General features: G+C 56.9%; 25 protein-coding genes. 18 read left to right on the plus strand and 7 right to left on the minus strand.

Annotated elements, in window-relative coordinates:
• Nucleotides 1–10: 10 nt before the first annotated feature.
• From K5E37_RS20790 to galU, 4 genes are all read right to left on the minus strand, one after another.
• Nucleotides 11–1,276, minus strand: coding sequence for an aminotransferase class I/II-fold pyridoxal phosphate-dependent enzyme (locus K5E37_RS20790; protein ID WP_221535012.1), 1,266 nt, complete (start codon nt 1,274–1,276; stop codon nt 11–13).
• 22 nt (nt 1,277–1,298) lie between these two features.
• Nucleotides 1,299–2,150 (minus strand): HemK/PrmC family methyltransferase, encoded by an 852-nt coding sequence (locus tag K5E37_RS20795; protein WP_221535013.1) that lies wholly within the window; start codon nt 2,148–2,150, stop codon nt 1,299–1,301.
• Nucleotides 2,147–3,580 (minus strand): FAD-binding oxidoreductase, encoded by a 1,434-nt coding sequence (locus K5E37_RS20800; RefSeq protein ID WP_221535014.1) that lies wholly within the window; start codon nt 3,578–3,580, stop codon nt 2,147–2,149. The genes K5E37_RS20795 and K5E37_RS20800 overlap by 4 nt, the downstream gene beginning before the upstream one ends.
• 412 nt (nt 3,581–3,992) lie before the next feature.
• Complete coding sequence (gene galU, locus K5E37_RS20805) at nt 3,993–4,832, minus strand: UTP--glucose-1-phosphate uridylyltransferase GalU (RefSeq protein WP_007958937.1); 840 nt, start codon at nt 4,830–4,832, stop codon at nt 3,993–3,995.
• Between the two features lie 247 nt (nt 4,833–5,079).
• Here galU and K5E37_RS20810 point away from each other — a divergent pair, with 247 nt between their 5' ends.
• Entirely contained in the window at nt 5,080–5,268 is a 189-nt protein-coding gene (locus K5E37_RS20810; protein ID WP_007958936.1) for a hypothetical protein, read from the plus strand.
• A 140-nt stretch (nt 5,269–5,408) separates the two neighbouring features.
• On the plus strand, nt 5,409–5,705 hold the full coding sequence (locus tag K5E37_RS20815) for a hypothetical protein (RefSeq protein ID WP_221535015.1): 297 nt from the start codon (nt 5,409–5,411) through the stop codon (nt 5,703–5,705).
• Nucleotides 5,706–5,707: 2 nt separating this feature from the next.
• Here K5E37_RS20815 and K5E37_RS20820 read toward each other — a convergent pair whose 3' ends face one another.
• Nucleotides 5,708–5,938 (minus strand): hypothetical protein, encoded by a 231-nt coding sequence (locus K5E37_RS20820; protein WP_011334337.1) that lies wholly within the window; start codon nt 5,936–5,938, stop codon nt 5,708–5,710.
• 72 nt (nt 5,939–6,010) lie between these two features.
• Complete coding sequence (locus K5E37_RS20825) at nt 6,011–6,367, minus strand: hypothetical protein (RefSeq protein ID WP_039768742.1); 357 nt, start codon at nt 6,365–6,367, stop codon at nt 6,011–6,013.
• Between the two features lie 211 nt (nt 6,368–6,578).
• On the opposite strand from K5E37_RS20825, the gene K5E37_RS20830 reads away from it, so the two are divergent.
• From K5E37_RS20830 to ada, 5 genes are all read left to right on the plus strand, one after another.
• Nucleotides 6,579–6,881 (plus strand): DUF1883 domain-containing protein, encoded by a 303-nt coding sequence (locus K5E37_RS20830; protein WP_007958929.1) that lies wholly within the window; start codon nt 6,579–6,581, stop codon nt 6,879–6,881.
• A gap of 34 nt (nt 6,882–6,915) precedes the next feature.
• Nucleotides 6,916–7,086, plus strand: a complete 171-nt coding sequence (locus K5E37_RS20835) for a hypothetical protein (protein ID WP_007958927.1) — start codon at nt 6,916–6,918, stop codon at nt 7,084–7,086.
• Between the two features lie 90 nt (nt 7,087–7,176).
• The gene (locus K5E37_RS20840) at nt 7,177–7,890 is read left to right on the plus strand and encodes a 2OG-Fe(II) oxygenase (RefSeq protein ID WP_221535016.1); all 714 of its coding nucleotides are present in this window, start codon (nt 7,177–7,179) and stop codon (nt 7,888–7,890) included.
• Nucleotides 7,891–7,895: 5 nt separating this feature from the next.
• Nucleotides 7,896–8,558, plus strand: a complete 663-nt coding sequence (alkB, locus tag K5E37_RS20845; RefSeq protein ID WP_221535017.1) for a DNA oxidative demethylase AlkB — start codon at nt 7,896–7,898, stop codon at nt 8,556–8,558.
• Nucleotides 8,559–8,646: 88 nt separating this feature from the next.
• Nucleotides 8,647–9,720, plus strand: a complete 1,074-nt coding sequence (gene ada / locus K5E37_RS20850; RefSeq protein WP_221535018.1) for a bifunctional DNA-binding transcriptional regulator/O6-methylguanine-DNA methyltransferase Ada — start codon at nt 8,647–8,649, stop codon at nt 9,718–9,720.
• Here ada and K5E37_RS20855 read toward each other — a convergent pair whose 3' ends face one another.
• Nucleotides 9,721–10,704, minus strand: a complete 984-nt coding sequence (locus K5E37_RS20855; RefSeq protein WP_221535019.1) for an MDR family oxidoreductase — start codon at nt 10,702–10,704, stop codon at nt 9,721–9,723.
• A gap of 214 nt (nt 10,705–10,918) precedes the next feature.
• Here K5E37_RS20855 and K5E37_RS20860 point away from each other — a divergent pair, with 214 nt between their 5' ends.
• The 11 genes from K5E37_RS20860 to K5E37_RS20910 all read left to right on the plus strand — a co-directional run bounded on the left by K5E37_RS20860 (nt 10,919) and on the right by K5E37_RS20910 (nt 21,266).
• Complete coding sequence (locus K5E37_RS20860; RefSeq protein ID WP_221535020.1) at nt 10,919–11,980, plus strand: nitronate monooxygenase family protein; 1,062 nt, start codon at nt 10,919–10,921, stop codon at nt 11,978–11,980.
• A gap of 172 nt (nt 11,981–12,152) precedes the next feature.
• A complete protein-coding gene (gene modA, locus K5E37_RS20865; protein ID WP_221535021.1) occupies nt 12,153–12,908 on the plus strand; it encodes a molybdate ABC transporter substrate-binding protein in 756 nt (251 codons plus the stop codon).
• A complete protein-coding gene (modB, locus tag K5E37_RS20870) occupies nt 12,909–13,589 on the plus strand; it encodes a molybdate ABC transporter permease subunit (RefSeq protein WP_007958914.1) in 681 nt (226 codons plus the stop codon).
• A gap of 3 nt (nt 13,590–13,592) precedes the next feature.
• Nucleotides 13,593–14,672, plus strand: coding sequence for a molybdenum ABC transporter ATP-binding protein (gene modC / locus K5E37_RS20875; RefSeq protein ID WP_221535022.1), 1,080 nt, complete (start codon nt 13,593–13,595; stop codon nt 14,670–14,672).
• Nucleotides 14,673–14,745: 73 nt separating this feature from the next.
• A complete protein-coding gene (locus K5E37_RS20880; RefSeq protein WP_221535023.1) occupies nt 14,746–15,783 on the plus strand; it encodes a DNA topoisomerase IB in 1,038 nt (345 codons plus the stop codon).
• A 142-nt stretch (nt 15,784–15,925) separates the two neighbouring features.
• Nucleotides 15,926–17,551, plus strand: a complete 1,626-nt coding sequence (locus K5E37_RS20885; RefSeq protein WP_221535024.1) for an ABC-F family ATP-binding cassette domain-containing protein — start codon at nt 15,926–15,928, stop codon at nt 17,549–17,551.
• A gap of 71 nt (nt 17,552–17,622) precedes the next feature.
• On the plus strand, nt 17,623–17,853 hold the full coding sequence (locus K5E37_RS20890) for a hypothetical protein (protein WP_007958903.1): 231 nt from the start codon (nt 17,623–17,625) through the stop codon (nt 17,851–17,853).
• A gap of 120 nt (nt 17,854–17,973) precedes the next feature.
• Nucleotides 17,974–18,204: a hypothetical protein gene (locus K5E37_RS20895; RefSeq protein WP_007958902.1), complete on the plus strand. Its 231-nt coding sequence runs from the start codon at nt 17,974–17,976 to the stop codon at nt 18,202–18,204.
• Nucleotides 18,205–18,287: 83 nt separating this feature from the next.
• Nucleotides 18,288–18,572, plus strand: coding sequence for a hypothetical protein (locus K5E37_RS20900; RefSeq protein WP_221535025.1), 285 nt, complete (start codon nt 18,288–18,290; stop codon nt 18,570–18,572).
• 231 nt (nt 18,573–18,803) lie between these two features.
• Nucleotides 18,804–19,934, plus strand: coding sequence for an acyltransferase (locus K5E37_RS20905; RefSeq protein ID WP_170929348.1), 1,131 nt, complete (start codon nt 18,804–18,806; stop codon nt 19,932–19,934).
• Nucleotides 19,935–20,096: 162 nt separating this feature from the next.
• A complete protein-coding gene (locus K5E37_RS20910) occupies nt 20,097–21,266 on the plus strand; it encodes an acyltransferase (protein WP_170929347.1) in 1,170 nt (389 codons plus the stop codon).
• Nucleotides 21,267–21,285 lie beyond the last annotated feature (19 nt).

Below are 21,285 nucleotides of genomic sequence, written 5' to 3' on the forward strand. Positions count from 1 at the left end.
ACGGTCAGGGTTAAGCTGGCTCGCTTAGAGCGGGAGTCCAGATCCCATTTCTCGACAACGCCTGCAAGGCGCCTCCAAGCAACCTGATCTCTTGCTCACGGTGATCAGATGACACTGCAAAACGCAGCATTGCCTTACCTTTGGCGATGATTGGATAGAACACCGGGAACAGCAGCATGCCTTGGTCACGCAGCGCTTTTGCAGCCAGTAATCCGGCCTCCTCGGTTTCGAAGAAGGCGCCCCTGACTGGCGACTTGATACCCGCATTAAGTAGCTGGTTGCCGGTGACAGCATCTAAAAGACTGACGTTTTCCCACAGGCGCTTTTGCAGCACGTCGATTTCTTCCGTTAGATGGATTTGCGCCGAAGCAACGTTCGCCGCGAGCATCGGCACCATGATGGAGTGACCGAAGATCAACGGGTTTGCTGAAGTCCGGATAATTTCGACGTCCTGCGGATCCGACACCACAACAAAACCACCAGCGCCGCCAAAGGCTTTGGAAAGTGATCCGGCCAAAATAATATTTGCTGGCATTGAATGATCTACCGCAGAAAACGCGTACCCCGCGCCGTGGCGACCGACAATCGAAACACCGTGCGCATCGTCTACATACAGGTATCCCTGCGCAGACTCTAATTGCCGGGAAAGCTCGGCAATGGGCACCAAACCACTCATCGAACCAATGCCATCAATCAGAAGCACTGGGGTTTCGCCCCTGTTCGAGCATTCTTTCAGCGTAACAGCCAACGCCTCCGGGTCAGTCGACTCAACTCTGGAAACAGAACCGAACTGCTCCAGAATTCCCCTCAGAACCTGCATCGAAGCATGGGCGGTTTTATCCATCAGCCAATGCACTCTTTTTCTGACGGGATAGCCAGCCAATGAACCGCTGCCCAACAGAGGTAAAACACCGAGATGCACACTGCTGGTGGAAGTGAAGACTGCGACCGCGCCGCCTTTGTACACCTGGCAGAGCAGTTCTTCGAGTTGCGGCAGATAATGGGGGCGCATTGCACTTCGAGAAGAAGACAGATGCAGCCCGCAGCTATTGAGCGCCTGATGAGCGGCTTCGATAAGTGCAGGATGGGTTTCCAATCCCAGATACGAACACGACACAAATTCGGTGTACACATCGCCTTCTTGCAGGGTGATCTGCTTGCCAGTTCGACTCGCAACGGTAAAACCTGTTAGCCCTTCTTCATAAGCGGTTGTCAGAGCAGCGGTAGTGTTACCACGGCGAATACTCATCCAGTCTTGCTTGACTTGCACATCCATTGCTAAAGCTCCTGTCCAAAATTCACTGAGGCTTGCGGCCAATTGTCATTACCGAGCTACCCGATGCATCGGACTCGTCCTTGTCGATCACTGTTCGTACGTCAGACAAATGATCGCACCTGAACAATTCACGCACCGCTTCAGCCTGATCTTCGCCGTGTTCCATCACCAACCAGCCGTCGGGAACTAGCAACCGGTTAGCAAGAGCAATAATCTGCCGAATCAGCTCAAGACCATCGGCCCCCGAATAGACAGACGCTTGAGGGTGATGCTCACCCCATTCAGGCAGCAGCTCCTGAGCCTGCGGAACGTAGGGAGGGTTAGCCACAATCAGATCGACATGCTGATCGAATTGCACAAACGCCTGCTCGTCGCGAACATCTGCCTGTAAGTAGCTTGCGTGTACGCCCTTGCAGGACAGGCGACCGATATTGCGTTTGAGATACTGAACGGCTATCGGATCAAACTCTACGCAAGTGACGTCGAGATCAGGTCTGCGCTGGGCAATCGCAAGACCTATTGCACCGCTTCCTGCACACAGGTCCAGAACCCTTGAGCCAGATTGCAGCGCAGCACTGCTCTCGATCCATTTGTGAATGACTTTGCTGTGTGGACGCGGGATGAATACCCCGCTTCCGACGACCAACGACAACTCGTCAAAGTCCACCGTGCCGACAATATGTCCGAGCGGAATCCGGTTGCAGCGCTCATGGACAGCCAACATGAACTCTTCTAGTGCCCGACTTTTATCCGCACGTTCGATAAAGCGATCCACTAGACAACTCAAGTCTTCTTCCAGACTCCAGACGCCAGACTCTTGTAGCAGAGTTCGTGCCTGATTAATGGCGAGGCACTCACGCTCGGAAAGACTCATGACCACTCCCGATAATATTGGGAGAGTTTATTCAGGATTGATTCGTATAGATAAGAGAACGCTACCAATTCTGGTGGCGGAGTAAACGAAGGATGCAAGTCATTTATCAATTGTTGATAGTTGCGCGACAAACCTTCATCCAGCAGTGGAAACCAATAAGGTTTTATATCCCAACGATACTCATAGCCCGTGGCAAACATTTGTTGCACAGTTTCCTTTACAGTATCTTCGCGAGCAAATCCGACCAGCGGAGCACGCACTGGAGTAAACGGACTGAGATCAAGACCGGTATTCTTCATGCCAGTCAAACAGTCCGCTATATAGCCTGCCAACAATGGTGACTGGTGTAGCCCATCCCGATAAGTACCAGTTGCGAGCCAAAGGCCCTCTATGCCGCACTCACCAATCAATGGGAAACCGTCGGCCGGAATAGGCCTATTGCCAACCTGAATGGAAACAACTTCAGCACCATGCAGATCCAGACTCAATTGATCGACAGCGCAATCAAGCAAGAACTGCACATCCGAAATCAGCGCATGCGTCTTCGGCTGCTCGGAGATAATATTGGTCGCCCCAAGGTATAAGATTCCATCACCACGAGGGACGCAGTGCAGCCCACAGGCAAACGCACGGTTCGGGGTACGAATGACGGAGCTTGGCAGCTCGACGCCCTCCGGCATTTTCACCAGGATGGACACGCCATACCCGCTGAAGAGCGGTGGAATCTTCTTCACCACATCGTCGAAATCACTCAACAGATCCAGAGAATGAACACCCGCAGCGACGATCACTTTCCGGGCCCATAACACGTCCCCACCGCTTAACTCCACGCCTGTAGCTACACCGCCCTCAGCCAATACTCGCTTGGCATTCTCATTTTTCAGAGTGCCCCCTTCAGCGACAAATGCGGCATCAAGCTTCTCCAGCAACAGATGGGAATTCACTGAATGTTCGTTCGGTATGTAGAGCCCTCGCAGAGGACGAACGAGATGATTGGGCTTGAGCCACTCCATTTTACGTGGATCAATGACTTCGTAAGGTTCGCCGCACTCACTCAGAGTGTTCTCGATGGTGTCGTAGTTGACGCTATCGACTTCGTCCATACCCGCCGTATTGAGCAGAATGTGGGTGCCCATTGCGGTGAACAGGGAGGTTGTATTGCGAGAGGATATGGCGAGACGCTCTGCCCAACTCGGCCATAATTGCTGAGCCTGCCGGTCCATATCCAACTTCAATCGACCAAAGTCGCTTGCCAGCAATCCGTTGGTAACCTCCCCAAAACATCCGTTCATTGCCCCAGCAGCCTTTGACGCTGCATTCGCACGATCGGTTTCGCCTACTCGACAGACATTCAAACCTCGCGATGACAATTCATACGCGATTGAACCACCCACAGCTCCTGCACCTACAACAATGACGTCGAACTCCATGTCTTGACCTCAAAATATTACGACTTAAGAAAATTGAATTTCCACCTTTTAAAAACAAAACATTTCTATAATTTCGTTACATTACAGTTCAACAGAGCATTTGTTTCATATTGTATCCCTGAAATACTTTCACACATTCAGCCAGAAAAAAATGAACAAAAGCCAGAAAACACAAAGACTAACCACCTAGTTAGCCAGTTGAATATTTTTCAGACAAAACACCAAATGAAAATATGAAGTTACAAACCACCGACAAAAGCGCGGCAATTATTTTTTACTTAACTCAAATAACTCATTCCGAAACTGAATTTTCCGACATCCATAAACGCAAACGCCCCGAACATGTCGGGGCGTTTGTTTTAGCGTCAAACTATTCAGACCGTGTGACGTACCTTCAGACAGTCAGTCTTTATCAGTAAGCCTTGCCAGTCTTGTAGAAGTTCTCGAAGCAGAAGTTGGTTGCTTCGATGTAGCCTTCAGCACCACCGCAGTCGAAACGCTTGCCCTTGAACTTGTAGGCCATCACGCAGCCGTTCTGGGCTTGTTTCATCAGGGCGTCGGTGATCTGGATTTCACCGCCTTTGCCTGGCTCGGTCTGTTCGATCAGGTCGAAGATGTCCGGGGTCAGGATGTAACGGCCGATGATCGCCAGGTTCGACGGTGCGTCTTCCGGCTTTGGCTTCTCGACCATGCTGTGTACGCGGTAGATGTCGTCGCGGATCATTTCGCCAGCGATCACGCCGTACTTGCTGGTTTCCTGCGGATCGACTTCCTGGATGGCAATGATCGAGCAGCGGAACTGCTTGTACAGCTTGACCATCTGGGTCAGTACACCGTCGCCTTCGAGGTTGACGCACAGGTCGTCCGCCAGCACCACGGCGAACGGCTCGTCACCGATCAGCGGGCGACCGGTCAGGATCGCGTGACCCAGGCCTTTCATTTCGGTCTGACGGGTGTAGGAGAACGAGCACTCGTCCAGCAGCTTGCGAATACCGACCAGGTATTTTTCCTTGTCGGTGCCTTTGATCTGGTTTTCCAGCTCATAGCTGATGTCGAAGTGGTCTTCCAGGGCACGCTTGCCACGGCCGGTCACGATGGAGATTTCGTTCAGGCCAGCATCCAGAGCTTCTTCGACGCCGTACTGGATCAGTGGCTTGTTTACCACCGGCAGCATTTCTTTGGGCATGGCCTTAGTCGCTGGGAGGAAGCGAGTACCGTAACCGGCTGCTGGGAACAAGCATTTCTTGATCATATAAGTCCTTGAAAGGGCTGTGTGTACGAGTTTCGGCGCAGTCTAATCAGGCGGCGTGCACCTTACAATGCCCCGCACTGGCTAACCGATGTCAACATAGAGAAATAATCTGGCGGATAGTTCCATCCGCACACAGAGGCTGCGCAATCAGCGTAGCCCAAAGATCTCGGAACACCTCATCGACCTGCGCCCGTTTGGCCATTTACCGCTATCATGGCGCCTTTGAACCAGCCAACGAGGCCGTTAGATGTCCGCAGCAAAAATCATCAATGGGTACACCGTCGCCAAGGGGAAAGATGGCCAGTGGCATATCACCGCCGCCAACGGCGAAGATGTGTCCGGTCCGTTGCCCACTGAAGCGATGGCGATTGAAGTAGCCGCGGTGCTTGATTACACGCCTCCTGCACCGAAACGTCGCGGCAAGGATCAAGACTGATCCGCAACGACGAATCCCGGCCCTGCCTTCGCGCAGGGCTTTTTTTGGACTGCGCACAAAGACGTGGCCAATCGCTATAACCTTTTCATGCCGGCGCTGTCATAGCGTCTAGTCCCCTCCTCCTCGAAGACGACATTGCCATGATCAACCGCCCCTTCATCAGCTTCCTGCCCCTGATTGCGCTCACGGCCCTGGCCGGCTGCGCCACCTCGCAGACCACCTACCTGAACAACGGAGAACAAGGGTTGAGCATCGACTGCTCCGGCGAAGCCAATTCCTGGGCCACCTGTTATGAAAAGGCGGACGCATCGTGCGCCGGAACCGGTTACCGCATCGTCGGGACCGACGGCACACCGGCGCCCAAGGAAGACGACAAGACGCTGGGCGTCGATGTCGGTAACTACAAAACCCGTAGCGTGGTGGTCGTGTGTAAATAGCCTTACATGTGAATTTCGGCGAACTTGATGCCCAGCCCGCGCACGACCTCGATCAGGTCGTCGAGCCGGTTGAAGGACTCGACTTCGTCGTTATCGTCGACCAGAAAGTAACTGCGACCGGCGCTTTTCTTGAAAAACACGATCCACTCCCCCGGATTCGCCGGGTTCTGGATCACATGGGTCGCCGCAATGAGCCCTTCCTTGTGTCGCTCCCGCACCTGCTCTCTCTTCATTCACCTCTCCAGAAATGACAATGCCGCCACAGCAACGCTGTGACGGCATCAATGCTGACTGCTGACAGTCTATCAGCCGGAAATACAGGCCGTGGCGGCTTTGCGCACATCCCATGGACGCAGCGGCACATTGGACATCCGCTCGTGCAGCTTGATGCTGCTGCCACCGGAGCGATCCTCGATGTCAAACACCGCGGCCGGACCCGATCCCAGCTTGCCCGGAACGATGACCCGGACTTCGTCCTTGTTCCGCTCTACCTGCAGGGCACCCCGGCTGCTGGACAGCTTTTCAGCCAGGCACTCAGCATATTCATGGGGTTTCTTGCCGGAAATGACGTTCATGGTCGGCAACGTTTCATTGATTTCCGAAACGCTTGCGCAACCACCCATAGCCAATGCCAACGGCAGAATCACCACACCCCACTTCATACAAAACCTCCGATAAAGACCCTCCGACAGCACGAATGCCGTTTTTCTCCGAGGCCTGCTGCATTTAACTCACATAGAATCGTGAATATCTGTTTTTAATTGTCAAAGCGTTGTCTGACAGCCGGATAATAACCTGTCCGGGCTGATAAACTGCGCCAATCGACAATGCTATCGTTTTGATTTTGTAGAAAAAGCCCTTCTGGAGGCGCCCATGAAATTCATTCACCAGCGCGAGCACCTCAACGAAGACGACATCGTCGTCATCCAATGCTCGCAAACCTGCAACATCCGCTTGATGAACGACGCCAACTTCCGCAGCTTCAAGAATGGCGGCCGTCACACCTATCACGGCGGTGCTTTCGACACATTCCCGGCCCGCATTACCGCCCCGAGCACCGGTTTCTGGAACATCACCATCGACACCGTCAACCGCCGCGCGATCAGCGTGACTCGCAAGCCGACCCTGACGCATTCGATCAAGATCATTCGCCGCTCCAGCTCCAAACTCAGCTGAGCAGTTCCGCCAACGCAGACAGGTAAGCATCAACGTGGCCCAAACGACCAAATACGTGATCAAGTACAAACTCAACGGTGAACGCCGCTTCGAGTTCGCCCAGCTGGAAAACGGCACGCCGGAAGAGGCCAAGGCCGCACTGGATGCCCTGCATGGCCAGAGCGATGATGTGATCAGCGACATCAGCGTCAGCAAGGCCCTGTAAGACCCGGACGAAATTCGACCGCAAACGGCGGAGTGTTGCGACCGGGTGGACGGCCCAGACTGATACCTGAATGTAAGCCAAGGAATCAGCATGTCACCCTCACCCGCCTCCCCGCTCGACGCGCTCGACTGGATTGCTCTGGAGCAGCAACTGGATCAGGACGGTTGCGCCGTCATCCGCACGCTGCTGCGCCCGTATACCTGCGATCGGTTGAGTGCGCTTTACCCACAAAGTGAACCGTTTCGATCCCAGGTCATCATGGCCCGCCACGGTTTCGGGCGCGGGGAATACAAATACCTGCGCTATCCGCTTCCCCCCGTGGTGGAACGCCTGCGCAGCGCGCTTTACCCGCGACTCGTGCCTCTGGCCAACCGCTGGCATGAACGAATGGGCCTGCCAGCGCGCTTTCCAGAGCAACACAGCGAGTTTCTCGCGCGCTGCCACGCCGCCGGTCAACTGCGGCCTACCCCGCTCTTGCTGCAATACGGCCCGCAGGACTACAACTGTCTGCATCAGGACCTGTACGGCGAACATGTATTTCCGTTGCAGGTGGCGATTCTTCTGTCAGAACCTGGCGAAGACTTCACCGGCGGTGAGTTCGTCATGACCGAACAACGTCCGAGAATGCAGTCCCGTCCGCTGGTGATGGACCTGAGAAAAGGCGACGCGCTGATCTTTGCCGTCAACCAGCGCCCGGTCAAAGGCGTGCGCGGCGACTATCGGGTAACCATGCGCCACGGTGTCAGCCGACTGCACAGCGGAAAACGGCATACTCTGGGCATCATCTTCCACGACGCGACCTGACGATCATGCAAACCAACTTCGATCTGTTCGCCGACACAGAATCCGAGCAGCCCCGGCGCGCCGAACAGATCGGCGAGCAATCCTGGGTGCTACGCGGCTTTGCCCTGTCGCAAATCGAGCAGTTGTTGCCGGCCCTGGAATCGATCATCGCCTGCGCCCCGCTGCGCCACATGATGACGCCCGGAGGTTTCAGCATGTCGGTGGCCACCAGCAGTTGCGGTGCACTGGGCTGGATCACCGATCGGAGCGGCTACCGTTATTCATCTGAAGATCCCGTGAGCCATCGCCCTTGGCCGGCCATGCCCGAGGTGTTTCGCGAGTTGGCGCAGACGGCAGCGAAACGCGCCGGATTTGCCGACTTCGTACCGGATTCCTGCCTGATCAATCGTTATGTCCCAGGCGCAAAGATGTCGTTGCATCAGGACAAAGACGAAAATGCCTACGAAGCCCCGATCGTTTCTCTGTCATTGGGCTTGCCCGCGACGTTCCTGTTCGGCGGTTTCGCACGCGGCGAAAGGAGCCAGAAAATCTCGCTGCTGCACGGCGACATGGTGATCTGGGGCGGCGTAGACCGGCTGCGCTATCACGGCATCCTGCCGATCAAACCCGGCCGGCACCCGCGCTTGGGCGAACAGCGTTTCAACCTGACGTTTCGCACCGCCGGATAATCCTGCAAAGTTTGACCGCAAGGGTCGGAGTGTTCCGGCCGGTGGCACTGGTTAACCTGAAATTCAACAGGTCAACGGACTCTCCATCATGAAAACGCTTTCCACCTCGCTGAACACTGAAGACGATCCACGCTGGGCCGCTGTCGTCGCACGCGACCCTCGGGCGGACGGCCAGTTTGTCTATGCCGTGAAAACCACCGGCATCTATTGCCGCCCCAGCAGCCTGGCGCGCTTGCCGAAACCGCAGAACGTCGAGTTCTTCGACACCGCCGAGGACGCCGAGGCCGCGGGCTATCGCCCCAGCAAACGGGCGAGCAAGGATCAGACCGAAGTCGCAGCGCAGCATGCCGCCACCGTCGCGGCAGCCTGTCGCCAGATCGAAGCGTCGGACAGTCTGCCGGCGCTCAACAATCTTGCCGAAACCGCCGGTCTGAGCGCCTTTCATTTTCATCGCGTGTTCAAAGCTGCGACGGGCCTGACGCCCAAAGGCTACGCCGCCGCGCATCGTTCGCGCCGGGTTCGTCAGCGTCTGGCCGACGGCGGCTCGGTGACCGAGGCGTTGTATGACGCTGGCTTCAATTCCAACAGCCGTTTCTACGAGGCGGCCGATCAGGTACTAGGCATGAAACCCGGCGACTTCCGGGCCGCCGGCCAGAACAACGACATTCGCTTCGCCGTCGGCCAGTGCTCGCTCGGCGCCATTCTGGTGGCACAGAGCGAGCGCGGGATCTGCGCGATTCTGCTGGGGGACGATCCGCACCAATTGGTGTGCGACCTGCAGGACCAGTTTCGCAGGGCCAACCTGATCGGCGCCGACACCGAGTTCGAACAACTGATCGCCCGCGTCGTCGGCTTCATCGAAGCGCCTGCCATCGGCCTGGATTTGCCGCTGGATGTGCGCGGCACGGCGTTTCAGGAGCGGGTGTGGCAGGCGCTGCGGGAGATACCGGTCGGCAGCACCGCCAGCTATGCGGATATCGCCTTGCGTATCGGCTCGCCAAAAGCCGTGCGCGCAGTGGCTCAGGCTTGCGGCGCCAACAGCCTCGCAGTGGCCATTCCTTGCCACCGCGTGGTGCGCAGCGACGGCAATCTCAGCGGCTACCGCTGGGGCGTGGAGCGCAAGCGCGAATTGCTCGAGCGTGAAGGCAAAACCCGACAGTAATCAGCGATTCACATCAACTACAACTCGCCCCCGGAGTTGCCCCGCCAGCAACTTCGGTGCCGCGTCGATAGCTTCGCCGAGGCCGATTTCATGGCTGATCAGCGGCAATAGCGCGAAATCCAGATCCTTCGCCAGACGATCCCAGGCCTCGATGCGGCGCGCCTTGGGTTGGGTCACGCTGTTGATCCCGGCCAGCGTCACGCCACGCAAAATGAACGGTGCCACGGATGCCGGGAAATCCATGCCCTGAGCCAGACCGCATGCGGCCACGGTGCCTTCGGCCCGGGTGCTGGCGCAGGCATTGGCCAGCGTGTGGCTGCCGACCGAATCGATGACGCCCGCCCAGCGCTCCTTGGCCAGCGGCTTGCCGGGTTCGGACAGAGTGGCGCGATCAATGATTTCGCCGGCACCCAGTTGTTTCAGGTATTCGTGTTCCGACACCCGACCGGTCGAAGCGACTACGCGGTAGCCCAGCTTGCTCAGCAATGCGATGGCAAAACTGCCGACGCCGCCGTTGGCGCCAGTCACCAGCACTTCGCCCTGTTTGGGGGTCACGCCGTTGCGTTCCAGCGCCATGACGCACAGCATCGCCGTATAACCGGCCGTGCCGATGGCCATGGCTTGCGCGGCGGTGAATGCCTTGGGCAGCGGAATCAGCCAGTCACCGTTCAATCGCGCTTTTTGCGCCAGACCGCCCCAGTGGTTTTCACCGACGCCCCAGCCGTTGAGCAAAACCGCATCGCCGACCTTGTAGTCCGGGTGCGAACTGACTTCAACGGTGCCCGCCAGATCGATCCCCGGCACCATCGGAAACTTGCGCACCACCGGGCTGCTGCCGGTGATCGCCAGGCCGTCCTTGAAATTCAGCGTGCTGTAAGCGACGCGTACCGTCACATCGCCCTCCGGCAACTGCTCGTCGTTGATCTCCTGCAGGTTGGCGCGATAACCGCTGTCGTCTTTGTCGATCAAAATGCCTTTGAACATGACTGCCTCTCACGGGTGGAATTCAGGATGTCGAGGGATTGAAATAGCACACTGCAACATTTTGCCCCACTCGACCTTTAGCCAATCGGGCCCGAACGCCGAGCCAACGCCGGCTGTTCAAGCTACAAATCTGTGCTGGTCATGGGGGTGGCTTTGCGTTAAAAAACCGGCTGCTACCGTCCCTGCCCTGTTTTGTTGTCGGAGAAGCTATTCCATGAGCCAATGGCCTGATACCCGCATTCTTGACCTGTTCGGCATCGAACTGCCAATCATCCAGGGCCCCATGGCCGGTGCCACCAACTCATCCATGGTCATCGCAGCGTGCAACGCCGGTGGCCTCGGTTCGATGCCGGCCGCGATGCTGACCATCGAGCAACTGCGCGAAGAGCTGAAGACCATTCGCCAGGGCACGAGCAAGCCGTTCAACGTCAACTTCTTCTGCCATCAACCGCCGGCCGCCGATGAGCAAAAGGCCCGTGACTGGAAAAACCTGCTGGAACCCTACTATCGCGAACTGGGTGTCGATTTCGATGCACCGACGCCGGTCTCCAACCGCGCGCCCTTCGATGCCGCCGCCTGCGAAGTGCTGGAAGAGTTTCGCCCTGAAGTGGTGAGCTTCCACTTCGGTCTGCCGGAAAAATCCCTGCTGGATCGGGTCAAGGCCACCGGTGCGAAAATCATCTCATCGGCGACCACCGTCGACGAAGCGATCTGGCTGGAGCAGAACGGTTGCGACGCGATCATCGCCATGGGTTACGAGGCCGGTGGCCATCGCGGGATGTTCCTCAGCGCTGACCTGAGCAGCCAGGTCGGTACGTTTGCCCTGGTGCCGCAAGTGGTCGACGCGGTCAGCGTGCCGGTGATTGCTGCTGGTGCGATTGCCGATGCGCGCGGCGTGGCGGCAGCGTTCCTGCTCGGCGCTTCAGCGGTTCAGGTCGGGACAGCGTATCTGTTTACCCCGGAAGCGAAAGTCAGTGCGTCGCACCACAAGGCCTTGCGTACCGCCAAGGAAAGCGAGACGGCGGTGACCAACCTGTTTACCGGACGCCCGGCGCGGGGGATTCTCAATCGGGTGATGCGGGAGCTGGGCCCGATGTCGGACAAGGCCCCTGCCTTTCCACTGGCAGGCGGTGCCTTGATGCCGTTGCGCGCGAAGGGTGAGGCGGAGTTCAGCAACCTCTGGGCCGGCCAGGCGTTCACGCTCGGCAAAGACCTCGGCACCGCTGAACTGACCCGGCAACTGGCGGTAGGCGCACTGGCAAAACTGACGCGATGATGACCCCGAACGGGTGAGGAGCGTGGCGCCCTCACCCGTTTCAAAGCAGTGCTTCCCGTTTGGCGGCATTTCGCTATATATTTCGCTATATAGCGTTTCGCCCCCTCGCATCGGCGCAGTCTACCTTCCAATAACAACTGCCCACTGCACTTGCCACCCACGGAGCCGTTACATGATCAATCGTGCCTCACGTTTTGCCCCTGCCCTGCTCGCGGTATTCGCCATCGGCGCCGCGCAGGCTGACGAAGTGCAAGTCGCGGTCGCGGCCAACTTCACCGCGCCAATCCAGGCGATTGCCGCCGATTTCGAAAAAGACACCGGGCACAAACTGGTCGCTGCATACGGCGCTACCGGCCAGTTCTACACCCAGATCAAAAACGGCGCGCCGTTCGAGGTGTTCCTCTCGGCCGATGACACCACCCCTGAAAAACTCGAGAAAGAAGGCGACACCGTCAAAGGTTCGCGCTTCACCTACGCCATCGGCACCCTGGCGCTGTGGTCGGCCAAGGAAGGTTACGTCGATGCCAAAGGCGACGTTCTGAAGAAAAACGAGTACCAGCATCTGTCCATCGCCAACCCGAAAGCCGCCCCTTATGGTCTGGCCGCCACTCAGGTGCTGGAAAAACTGAAACTGACTGAAGCCACCAAGACCAAGATCGTCGAAGGCCAGAACATCACCCAGGCCTATCAGTTCGTGTCCACCGGCAACGCCGAGCTGGGCTTCGTCGCCCTGTCGCAGATCTACAAGGACGGCAAGGTCAGCAGCGGCTCGGCGTGGATCGTTCCGGCGAGCATGCACGACCCGATCAAGCAAGACGCGGTGATCCTCAACAAGGGCAAGGACAACGCCGCTGCCAAAGCGCTGGTTGATTACCTCAAAGGCCCGAAAGCCGCTGCGGTCATCAAGTCCTACGGTTACCAGCTGTAAATGTCGCTCACGAGTGCCGATTTTGCGGCGATCTGGCTGACCCTGAAACTGGCGTCCCTGACCACCGCGATCCTGCTGGTCGTCGGCACTCCGATTGCCCTGTGGTTGTCGCGCAGCCGCTCCTGGTTGCGCGGCCCCATCGGCGCGATTGTTGCCCTGCCGTTGGTGCTGCCACCGACGGTCATCGGTTTCTATCTGCTGCTGGCCCTTGGCCCCAATGGCTTCATTGGTCATTTCACCCAATGGCTGGGGCTTGGCACCTTGACCTTCAGCTTCACCGGCCTTGTGATCGGCTCGGTGCTCTATTCCATGCCGTTCGTGGTGCAGCCGTTGCAAAACGCCTTCTCCGCGATCGGCACTCGCCCACTGGAAGTGGCCGCGACATTACGCGCCAATCCTTGGGACACTTTTTTCAGCGTGATTCTGCCCCTGGCCCGTCCCGGCTTCATCACTGCGGCAATCCTCGGCTTCGCCCACACCGTCGGCGAATTCGGTGTGGTGCTGATGATCGGTGGGAATATTCCCGACAAGACCCGGGTAGTTTCCGTACAAATCTACGACCACGTCGAAGCCATGGAGTACGCGCAGGCGCACTGGCTCGCCGGGGCGATGCTGGTGTTTTCGTTTCTGGTGTTGCTGGCGCTGTATTCCAGCCGCAAGACCCGCGCGGGCTGGAGCTGATCGATGATTGATGCACGTCTGAAACTGGCCTGGTCGGGCTTCAGCCTCGATGTCGATCTGCAGATGCCCGGTCGCGGCGTGACCGCGCTGTTCGGTCAGTCCGGATCGGGCAAGACCACGTGCCTGCGCTGCATCGCCGGGCTTGAACGCGCGCCGCAGGCGTTTATCCGCATCAATGACGAGGTCTGGCAGGACAGCGAACAAGGCATTTTCGTGCCGCCGCACAAACGCGCGCTCGGCTATGTCTTTCAAGAAGCCAGCCTGTTTCCGCACCTGTCGGTGTTGGCCAATCTGCAATTCGGCCTCAAGCGAATTCCCAAGGCGCAGCGCCGGGTCGACATGACCCAAGCCACAGAACTGCTAGGCATCGGCCACTTGCTCGATCGTCACCCTCAGCACTTGTCCGGCGGTGAGCGCCAGCGTGTCGGCATCGCCCGCGCGCTGTTGACCAGCCCCAGACTGCTGCTGATGGACGAGCCTTTGGCGGCCCTCGACAGTCAGCGCAAAAGCGAAATTCTGCCCTACCTGCAACGCCTGCACGACGAACTGGAAATCCCGGTGCTGTATGTCAGCCACGCGCAGGACGAAGTGGCCAGGCTCGCCGATCATCTGGTGCTGCTCAGCGACGGCAAAGCGCTTGCCAGCGGTCCGATTGGCGAAACCCTGGCGCGGCTCGACCTGCCCCTGGCCATGGACAACGACGCCGGCGTGATCATCGAAGGCCAGGTCAGCGACTACGATGCCGACTATCAATTGCTCACCCTGCAACTGCCGGACTCGCCACTTAACATTCGCGTGACCCACGCGCCGATGACGACGGGCCAGAGACTGCGCTGCAAGGTGCATGCGCGCGACATCAGCCTGACTCTGCAAAACAGCGAGTTCAGCAGCATCCTCAATCGCCTGCCGGTCACGGTCGTCAGCGAGCAACCGGCCGATAACGCCGCGCATGTGCTCATTCGCCTCGATGCCGGCGGGACGCCGTTGCTGGCGCGCATCACTCGCTATTCACGGGATCAGCTTGGCGTGCATCCGGGCCAGTCGTTGTGGGCCCAGATCAAGGCTGTTGCGGTACTGGCGTAAATCTGCGGGCACGACCGTCATGACGCGCGGTCAATGGCTTTAACAGCCTGATTTGCCGCGAAGGAAGTCCGCCATGCCCGATACTGCGCTCACCGAGGTGTTGCCTTCGGATCTGCATTACGTCGATGACACGCAGCCCGGTATCACCCGCAAAAAACTGCGCGGAAAATTCGTTTACTTCGATCCCGCAGGCCAGCGCATCACCGATCCTGACGAGATCAAACGCATCAACGCGCTGGCCGTTCCACCAGCCTACGTCGACGTGTGGATCTGCGCCGACCCGCGCGGCCATCTGCAAGCCACCGGCCGCGATGCCCGTGGACGCAAGCAATATCGCTATCACGCTCGCTGGCGCGAAGTGCGTGACGCGGACAAGTATTCGCGTCTTCGTGAATTTGGTCTGGCGCTGCCCAAACTGCGTAAACAGCTGGAAGCGCTGCTGGCATCGCCGGGCTTCAGCCGCGACAAAGTCATGGCAACCGTCATCACGCTGCTCGACGCCACCCTGATCCGCGTCGGCAACACGCAATACGCGCGGGACAATCGCTCCTACGGCCTGACCACCCTGCGCAGCCGGCATGTCGAGGTCAACGGCAGTGCGATCCTGTTCCAGTTTCGCGGCAAGAGCGGCATCGAACATCAGATCACGGTGAAGGACCGGCGCCTGGCGCGGATCATCAAGCGCTGTCTGGAAATTCCGGGGCAGAACCTGTTTCAGTATCTGGATGAGAACGGCGAGCGGCATACCGTCAGCTCCTCTGACGTCAACACCTACCTGCAGACCCTGACCGGTGCGGACTTCACCGCCAAGGATTACCGGACCTGGGCCGGTAGCGCCCTGGCATTGGCGGTTCTGCGGGAGCTGCAATGGGAGTCCGAGACCGAGGCCAAGCGGCATGTGGTCGAGATGGTGAAAGGCGTCGCCCGCCAACTGGGCAACACGCCGGCGGTCTGTCGCAAGTGCTACATCCACCCGGCGGTGGTCGAGCATTTCATGCTCGGCGCCTTGGCCGAGTTGCCAAAACCGCGCATCCGCAAGGGCCTGCGCAAGGAAGAAGTCGCGCTGGCGCTGTTCCTTGAGCGGATGGTCGAGCAGGCAAACACGCCTTGAAGCCTTCGGCCGTCTCGACTAGGCTACACCCTCCTACCCCCCGGGACGACCGCAGAAGTGAACAACTAAGCCTTCAAAAATGTACTCGCGACACGCCGTTCATGGCGATTGTCAGTGTTCACGACATTTTCTGGAGGTGCCGATGACTCACGTCTCGCGTACGCCTGCTCTCGTCTCCCTGAATCAACTGGGTTTTCAGTTCGCCAATGGCGAGACGATTTTCACTACACTCAATCTGAAATTCGATCACACCCCGACCGCTATCGTTGGGCGCAATGGCGTGGGCAAAAGCGTACTGGCGCGCCTGATCGCCGGACATTGGCAACCCACCAGCGGTAGCGTGACGCGAGCCGTGGCGACAACCTACGTGGCGCAAACCTTTGTCGCGGCACCCGGCGAGACGGTCGCCGAGACCACCGGCAGCGCCGCGATTCTTCAGGCGCTGGAGCGAATGAACCGGGGCTGCGGATCAGTCGAGGATTTCGACCTCATTGGTGAACAATGGGATCTGGCGGACCGTTTGCGGCGCTTGCTTGATGACGCCGGCCTGACAGAAGTTGCCTTCACCGATTACACCGGGAACCTCAGTGGCGGCCAGCAAGCGCGCATCGCCCTGATTGGCGCGTTTTTGAGTCGGGCTCCGTTGCTGGTTCTCGATGAGCCGACCAACCATCTGGATGCATCGGGACGGCAATGGCTGATGAACTCGCTGGAACGCTGGCACACCGGCCTGATCGTCGTCAGCCATGATCGACAACTACTCGACCGGATGCAGCGGATCGTCGAGTTGAGCGCATCGGGGGCTATCGAATTCGGTGGCAATTACTCGGCATTCCGCGAGCATCAACGAATCCATCAAGCGGCGGCGCAGGCACGTCTCGACCACGCCAGAAGCGAACGCCAGCGCGAGCGGATTCGCTTACGACGCGAGCACGACACAATACAGCGGCACGCTGCCAACTCGCGACGCAACGCCGAAACCGCCAACATTGCCAGTTTCGAATACGTGGCGATCAAGGGCGCCGCGCGAGAGATCATGGGGCATGTCCGTCAGGGTCATCAGGCCCGCAAGTCCGAACTGGATGCCCAGGTGCGCGAGGCTTACGCCAAGGTGCAGCCCGAAGGCAGCGTGCTGATCAACCTGCCCGGGAGCGCGGTGCCGAACAACCGCCAGATCTGCACGCTGATCGACGCTCAGCTGCCCTGGCTGTCAAACGGCGCACTGAGCCTTACGATCCACGGCCCGATGCGCATCGCTGTCAGCGGACCCAACGCCTGCGGCAAATCAACCCTGTTGAAAGTTCTCGCCGGGGAACTGGCACCCGTCGCTGGAGCCGCCGCGACTCACGTGCCCTTCGCATTCCTGGATCAGCAACTGGCGCAACTGGACGATCAGCGTTCCATCACCGAACAGCTGATGATGCAAGGGGCGGCGCTGACCGAGGGCACCCTGCGCAGCTATCTCGCTCACTTGCAGCTGGATGCGAGCCGCGCCACGGCCCCTTGCGCTTCGTTGAGCGGTGGCGAGCGCCTGAAAGCCGCACTGGCGCTGGCCTTGTGGCGAGTGGATCCTGCGCAGCTGTTGCTGCTGGATGAACCGACCAATCATCTGGATCTACCTTCGGTGGAAGCGTTCGAGCGGTCATTACAGACATTTCCGGGCGCAATCGTCGCCGTTTCCCACGATCAGAACTTCCTTGAGGCGTTGAATCCGACTCACCACTTGCGCTGGCACCCATTGGGCTGGCAACTGCACCCGACGAACTGACTTGGCTATTTTTTGCACGATTGCTCAGGGCTTCTATAGTTGATCTGGTACGAATCAGCCGCGGTGACGCCATGGAAGACATATTCGTCGTGAAGCGCTGCAACAAGATCGTCATCCACGGCCGGCGCGCCGGAGAGACTCTCCATGAGCCCGCCGAAGCCCTGGGCTGGTATCGCATCTGCGACACGCGAACCGGCGGCTTCATCGGCGACGGCTACGATCGGGAAGAAGACGCCCGCAAGGAATGTCATCGGCTCAACGCCGCCAGCTCGCGAGTGACCGCGCCCGAGTCGTCGGGCTGATAGCTGTCATTTACGGGTCTATACTCAAACCAGCTGAAGGAGCAGCGCCCCAACGGCAGAAAGCTCGCCCTTCGCGGGCTTTTTGCTGCCACCGAGCGGATTAATGAACGGAGGTGTTCCATGTCCGAAAGAGAGTCCATCACCACTCTCCTCACCTTGCTCGATGCCCGCGAAGCACGTCTGGCCGCGGCCTGCAAAGAGATCGCCGACTGGGTCGACCATCAAGGCGGGCACCCCACCGCCCTGCGCATCCGCGACCGGCTGAACGATATCGAAAAGGATACCCCGCTGATTCGCAGCACCCTGTCATCGCTCAAACCGATCGACCGGCCACTGCCACGCTTCAGGTAAGCCATCGATTCACGGTGCGCGAAAAAAGAACGTCCTTGGTCGTGAGAGGTCAATACCTTTACACGTCACCAAGGAGACGTCTTATGGTCATTCATTTCAAAGTCGACGGGCACCTGGCCTGCGGGCACAAGGGCAACAACCTCTCCTCCAGCAGCGAACTCAATCGTGTGAAGTGCCGCAGCTGCCGCAATACCGACGCATACAAGGATGCGCGCAAAGACCAGCGCAATGCGGCGCGGCGCGCGGCTCGCCATTCAAAGGATGCGCACACGGCGTCCGACTGGCGTTCCGAGTGGATCGAGCGGTTGACCGCGATGGCCGGACTTCAGCGTTTGCCTAGGGGATTCAACGGGCAGGCGTTTGTCTGAAAACAAAAAAGGCTTGCATGAGATATATCATGCAAGCCTTTGATTATTCGTGGTACCGAAAACCAAAATTGGGCCTCCCCTACAGCGTTCGCGCGCGAACTCCCCGATCACTTTCGCCGATAGTCATACTTTTCTCCGGGAAAAAATCTCGCTGAACGACGGGATTTCTACCAACTTACGAATGACTACGCTGATGCTGTACAATCGCGCGCAAATTTAGAGGAAGGCTCCATGCGAGACTCAATGGACAAGGCTGGGAGCATTCCAGCACTTACCGGCATTCGTTTCTTTGCTGCGTTAATGGTTTTTTTTTCGCACTATCCAATTATTGGATCCGGCGAAATTCTGAAAAGATTTCAAGTTGCCGGCTACTCAGGAGTTACGTTCTTTTTCATCCTTTCAGGTTTTATAATCACGTATAACTACCTGGATAAATTTGAGAAACGAAGCGGAGCATCAATATCTTCATTTTATGCTGCCAGGTTTTACCGAATTTACCCCTTGTATGCGTTTTGCACTCTTTACGCCTGGGCGAACTCATCCGAAACAATTCCATTATGGCCACACCTGCTGGCGGTTCAAGCATGGAGCGGAGACACGTTATTGGCCATGGGTTTCAACGGGCCTGGATGGAGCATTAGTGTTGAAGCATTCTTATACCTGATGTTCCCTCTCGTGCTGCCAGTAATGCACTATCTCGGCATCACAAAATCGAAAAATCGATTAATTGGCTTTGCAACACTAATGTTCAGCTGCCAGCTAGCTTTGGCTATGTATTTTTGGCTTTCAGGCAAAGCGGACTTATCACCGTTCGACCCTGACTCCGCCCACCGGTGGCTATACCGCACACCCGCAACAAGATTGTTCGATTTCTGCATTGGTATATCCGCCGCTATTTATTACAAGCAATTCATGCAGAACTCGCGTCAATCAGACGTGACATGGAGCAGACTTACTTATATTTCGTTAATGGCTGTATTTGCCATGATGCTATGGAAAGAGAACTACAGATCGGTATTCAGCTGGGACGTTATCTATGTTATCCCCTTTACCTTGCTGATTATCGGCGTCTCCCAGGCACGGCAATCCTTTATATCCAGGGCCTTGTCAACCAGAGCCGCCATACTGCTTGGAGAAGCTTCCTTCGCACTCTATTTGATACATACTCTGATGAGGGGTATGTACCCATCACAACCAAACGAGTCGTTTGCGTATACGCTGATGCAGCACGGATTTTTCCTGGCAGTAGTAATTGTTATGTCAATAGGTCTGCACCTTGCGATAGAAAAACCTGCACAAAAATCACTAAAATCTTTTTTTACGAAAAAACACACAAAAGAAATACAACACGAACTCTCTTAAAGTCGGCAGATCAGCCTCGGTAGAAAGAAACTCAACAATAGACTTGTACAGTGAAACCCAGGATGGAAACCAGAGATTTTAGTGAACCACGAAATTCGATCGCATCCTTCACTTCGCTGGGTGCTATTGCTTTAGAGTTATGTGAAATTGAGGAGCGGCATGATGCCAAAATTTTCAAATAGGACGGGAGCGATCCCAGCGCTAACCGGACTTCGGTTTGTGGCAGCGCTGATGGTATTCTTCTCTCACTATCCTATTTCCGGTCTTGGCGAAGTGCCTGAGCGGATTATGGCATCTGGATATTCAGGGGTCACATTTTTCTTTGTCCTTTCTGGCTTCATCATCGCTTACAACTATATTGAACAATTCGAGACAAATCCACTGCGCAGCACACCCAAATATTTGTGGGCTAGATTCAGCCGCGTTTACCCCCTTTATATATTGAGCATGGCTTTTGTGTGGCTGCAAAAAGACGCCAACACCCCCATCGCCATATATATTTTTGCGGCACAAGCCTGGCATTCAGACACATCCATAATCGCAGGACTTAACAGTCCTGCATGGAGTGTTAGTGTCGAGTTTTTTTTATATTTATGCTTCCCGTTACTAATTCCAGCATTTTCATCTCTTGGAATTCTACGACCGGGCTTCAATATGTTTGCAGCTGCGCTGATCGTCATAATTGCGCAACTGTCTTTAGCCGTATACTTCGGGACACCACCGCATGACTCTTTGACTCTCGGCGACCCCAATTCTGCGCATCGGATGCTTTACAATTTCCCTCTGCCAAGGATATTTGATTTCACACTCGGAATCTTGACCGCCGCTTACTATTTAAGGCGAGAAGAGAATCGCACAAATTCAAAACAGTGGGGTTACGCAAGTTACGCGATAGCCGCTGCCATTATTTTACTCATGGCATCAAAACTGAACTATTTATCATCCTTCAGTTGGGACGCGTCATATGCCTGGCTTTTTGCCCTGCTCATACTTTCAATTGCCGAAAGCCAACAAAGCATGCTCAGCATGTTTCTATCTACAAAAAAAGCTGTATTGCTCGGCGAGGCCTCATTTGCCTTTTACTTAATACACGTCATCGCACTGCCTTTATTCGACCTGAGCACACAGAGGTCATTCGCCGCAGCGATAGCATTTGAGTTTATGTTTCTTGGATTGATTATTACGATGTCCATCGGACTACATTTATCCGTTGAAAAACCTTGTAGGAGATGGTTGATTAGATTGGTATACGGTCGTGAAAAGGGTGGCGCGCATGGCGGCTCGATTAACACACAGCCCTCACCCGCATATCGCGCTCATCCCCCTGATTAAGGCGCCCAACCGGGTTACC

Origin of the sequence: Pseudomonas sp. RIT778 (assembly GCF_019718735.1) — a bacterium.
GTDB classification, from domain to species: domain Bacteria; phylum Pseudomonadota; class Gammaproteobacteria; order Pseudomonadales; family Pseudomonadaceae; genus Aquipseudomonas; species Aquipseudomonas aphyarum.